4 protein-coding genes are annotated in these 3,682 nt (G+C 69.7%); 1 reads left to right on the top strand and 3 read right to left on the bottom strand.

Annotated features, from left to right (window positions below; genetic code table 11):
* The coding region (locus tag C1I97_RS33230; RefSeq protein WP_111006743.1) for a thiamine ABC transporter substrate-binding protein at positions 1 to 839 on the bottom strand (839 nt) is incomplete at its 3' end.
* 222 nt (positions 840 to 1,061) lie between these two features.
* Positions 1,062 to 2,168, bottom strand: a complete 1,107-nt coding sequence (gene rlmN, locus C1I97_RS33235; protein ID WP_111006744.1) for a 23S rRNA (adenine(2503)-C(2))-methyltransferase RlmN — start codon at positions 2,166 to 2,168, stop codon at positions 1,062 to 1,064.
* Between the two features lie 329 nt (positions 2,169 to 2,497).
* Here rlmN and C1I97_RS33240 point away from each other — a divergent pair, with 329 nt between their 5' ends.
* Entirely contained in the window at positions 2,498 to 2,680 is a 183-nt protein-coding gene (locus C1I97_RS33240; RefSeq protein ID WP_111006745.1) for a hypothetical protein, read from the top strand.
* Between the two features lie 421 nt (positions 2,681 to 3,101).
* Here the strand turns inward: C1I97_RS33240 and C1I97_RS33245 are convergent.
* A partial coding sequence (locus C1I97_RS33245; protein WP_146608368.1) for a phosphatidate cytidylyltransferase occupies positions 3,102 to 3,682 on the bottom strand: 581 nt, incomplete at its 5' end.

Here is a 3,682-nt window from a genome sequence, read left to right on the forward strand (position 1 = left end):
AGCCCGGCGTACTCGATCTGGCGGAAGCAGGTGCCGTACGCGACCCCGGTGGGCGCGGTCTTCGGCCGCGGCTCGGCGTAGATGACCTCGGCGGGCGGCGAGGAGGCGTAGGAGACGACCAGCGGCCGGTCGCCCTTGGCCTTCCTGCCGCCGGCGGAGCCGGAGAACTCCTGGTTGTAGGCCACGTCCCAGCCGTCGACGACCTTGACGCCGTTGGCCTTGAGCTTCTTCCAGTAGTCCTGCCAGCCGTCGCCGCCGTACTCGGCGACGGTGCCGAGCAGGAAGCCGAGGCCGGGCGAGGAGGTGGCGGCGTTCTCGGTGACGAGGAGGTTCTTGTACTGCGGCTTGACGAGGTCGTCGAAGGAGGCCGGCGGGGCCAGCTTGCGGTCGGCGAAGTACTTCTTGTCGTAGTTGACGCAGATGTCGCCGGAGTCGATCGGTGTGACCCGGTGCTTCGCCTGGTCGGTCCGGTACTGGGGCAGGATCAGGTCGGAGCCCTTGGGCCGGTACGGCTGGAACAGGCCGTTGTCCAGGGCCCGGGACAGCAGGGTGTTGTCGACGCCGAAGAGGACGTCGCCCTGCGGGTGGTCCTTGGTGAGGATGGCCTTGTTGACGGCCTGGCCGGCGTCGCCGTCCTCGAGGACCTTGACGGTGTAGCCGGACCGCTTCTCGAAGTCCGCGATGACGCTCTTGGAGGCGGCCCACGAGTTGTGACTGACCAGGGTCACCGTCCTGGTGTCCGCGGACGAGGAGTCGCTCCTGCCGTCCGACGCCCCGCACGCGGACAGCGTGACCAGACCGAGCCCGACCGCCATGGCGACGAACGTCTTGGTGTGCACTGGATTTTGCTCCTGGGGGTTGGCCAGGAGGAGACGCGGCCCTGCCCGGGATCCGCGAGGGATACCCGGGCAGGGCGCAACAGCTCGAGTGATGACCGAACTTCCTACCCAGAATGACCTGGGCGAGGTTCAGAGGGTCTGCGGCCGGTGCCGCACTCTCAGCGCTGTGGCGCTCCCCTGTCGGAATATGAAGATGTGTACGGCACCCAGGGTACCGTCCTGCTATCGCTCGGTGGCAGCCAGCTGTCCGCACGCCCCGTCGATCTCCTGACCGCGGGTGTCCCGGATGGTCACCGGCACTCCGTGGGCGGCGATGGCCTCGACGAACGCCTTCTCGTCCTCGGGCCGGGAGGCGGTCCACTGGGAGCCGGGGGTCGGGTTGAGCGGGATGAGGTTGACGTGCACCGGCCTGCCCTTGAGCAGCCGGCCGAGCCGGTCGCCGCGCCACGCCTGGTCGTTGATGTCCCGGATCAGCGCGTACTCGATGGAGAGCCGGCGTCCGGACCTGGCGGTGTACTCGAAGCCTGCGTCCAGCACCTCCCGCACCTTCCACCGTGTGTTGACGGGGACGAGGGTGTCGCGCAGCTCGTCGTCGGGGGCGTGCAGGGAGATGGCGAGCCGGCACTTGAAGCCCTCGTCGGTGAACCGGTGGATCGCCGGGACCAGGCCCACCGTCGAGACGGTGATCCCCCGCTGGGACAGCCCGAGGCCGTCCGGCTCGGGGGCGGTCAGGGCGCGGATGGCGGCGACGACGCGGTGGTAGTTGGCGAGCGGCTCGCCCATGCCCATGAAGACGATGTTGGACAGCCGGGCCGGGCCCCCGGGGACCTCGCCGTCGCGCAGGGCGCGCATGCCGTCGACGATCTGGTGCACGATCTCGGCGGTCGACAGGTTGCGGTCGAGGCCGGCCTGCCCGGTGGCGCAGAACGGGCAGTTCATGCCGCAGCCCGCCTGCGAGCTGATGCACATGGTCACCCGGTCCGGGTAGCGCATGAGCACCGACTCCACGAGCGTGCCGTCGAACAGCCGCCACAGGGTCTTGCGGGTGGCGCCCTGGTCGGTCGACAGATGCCGTACGACCGTCATCAACTCCGGAAGCAGGGCCTCCTGGAGCTTGGCGCGGGATCCGGCGGGGATGTCGGTCCACTGCTCCGGGTCGTGCGCGTACCGCGCGAAGTAGTGCTGCGAGAGCTGCTTGGCGCGAAACGGCTTCTCGCCGATCGCCGCCACGGCCTCCTTGCGCTCGGCGGGCGAGAGGTCGGCGAGGTGCCGCGGCGGCTTCTTGGCTCCGCGCGGGGCGACAAAGGTGAGTTCTCCGGGCTTCGGCATGGTGGTACCAGTGTCGCAGATCCAGTCGGGTGACCTGCGGCTGCCGGTCCGGACGACTGTCGTCAGCGGTGGTCAGTGATGGTCACTGGTCGTCGCTGATCCGCCTCGGACGGCCCACGGACGGCCCGGCCGATGGGGCCGTGCGCCCACCCACATGACCGGCGGAGTCCCCGTGGCTCAGTCGAGCAGGTGGCAGGAACGCCGGCGTTCTGCGTCCGGTGCGGGATATTTGCCAGCTCTTGACTCAAAACGCCATCCCATTCCCACTCTGGGACGTATCACTCTCAAGCATGTCTCATATGCCTCAGGCATATTCCAGGAGGAATGCCATGGCGATCTTCACTGCTCTCCTCCCCGCCCTGGGCCGTGACCACGGAGACCACGGCCACGGGGGCCACGGAGACCACGGCGGCCGGGACCACGATCACGGCGACCGCGACCGCGACCACGACCACCGCGACCACGACCACGGTGACCACGGTGACCACGGTGACCACGACCACGGTTACTGATTTCGGCACCTACTAGTGACTCGGAGCGGAGCGGACCGGAGCCCAAGGGAGCCGGTCCGCTCCGTCAATACGTCCTGCGGCGACTGCTGTCGATGGGTGCGGATCCGCAGGCCGTGGATCGGGGGTTTCTGACCGCTCCGCGCGAGCCTGACGGCCCGGAGACGGCCCAGTGACCCACAAGGCCCCCTGTCCGCGCCCAACGCGCTGTGGGGAACTTGTTGCTGCCGGGTCGGGAGAAGCCGGCGACGAGTGCGCCGGTCCGGGAGAGGTACGTCTTCGTCCGGTGCCGGCCCGTCGTCCCCCAGCCGAGCCCGTCCCCTGCGGAGATCTTGTCGACGGGTGCCATGAGCGGTCGGTGCCCGGAACGCCGACGGGCCCCCACCCGATGGGTGGGGGCCCGTGCGGACGTGGTCCGGGTGGGTCAGCCGGAGCCGACGAAGATCACCAGCAGCAGCCAGACCACCGGGGCCGTGGGCAGGAGCGAGTCCAGGCGATCCATGATGCCGCCGTGGCCCGGCAGCAGGGTGCCCATGTCCTTGATGCCCAGGTCACGTTTGATCATGGACTCGCCGAGGTCGCCCAGGGTCGCGCTGGTGGCGACCGCGAGGCCGAGGAGGAGCCCCTGCCACCAGGCGCCGCCCTCGATCAGGAACTGCATGCACAGCGCGCCCGCCACCATCGCGAAGGCGACCGCGCCGAACAGGCCCTCGCGGGTCTTGCCGGGGCTGATGCGCGGGGCGAGCTTGTGCCGGCCGAAGCGCCAGCCGACGGCGTACGCGCCCGTGTCGCTGACCACCGTGAGGACGAGGAAGGTCAGCACACGGCGGGGGCCGTCGTCCGCGGCCAGCATCATCGCCACGAACGTGGCCAGGAACGGCACGTAGAACGCCGCGAACACACCGGCCGTGACGTCCTTGAGGTAGCCCTCCGGCGACTGTGTCATCCGCCAGACCAGGACGGCGAGCGCGGTCAGCGCCATCGCCACCCAAGCCCCCTCGGCCC

The sequence above is a fragment of the Streptomyces sp. NTH33 genome (assembly GCF_003236365.1).
In the GTDB taxonomy this organism is placed as follows: Bacteria; Actinomycetota; Actinomycetes; order Streptomycetales; family Streptomycetaceae; genus Streptomyces.

Excerpts from the sequence above, each read along its gene's own strand:
- C1I97_RS33240 (WP_111006745.1), top strand. The coding sequence starts at position 2,498 with ATGGCGATCTTCACTGCTCTCCTCCCCGCCCTGGGCCGTGACCACGGA.
- rlmN (WP_111006744.1), bottom strand. The coding sequence starts at position 2,168 with ATGCCGAAGCCCGGAGAACTCACCTTTGTCGCCCCGCGCGGAGCCAAG.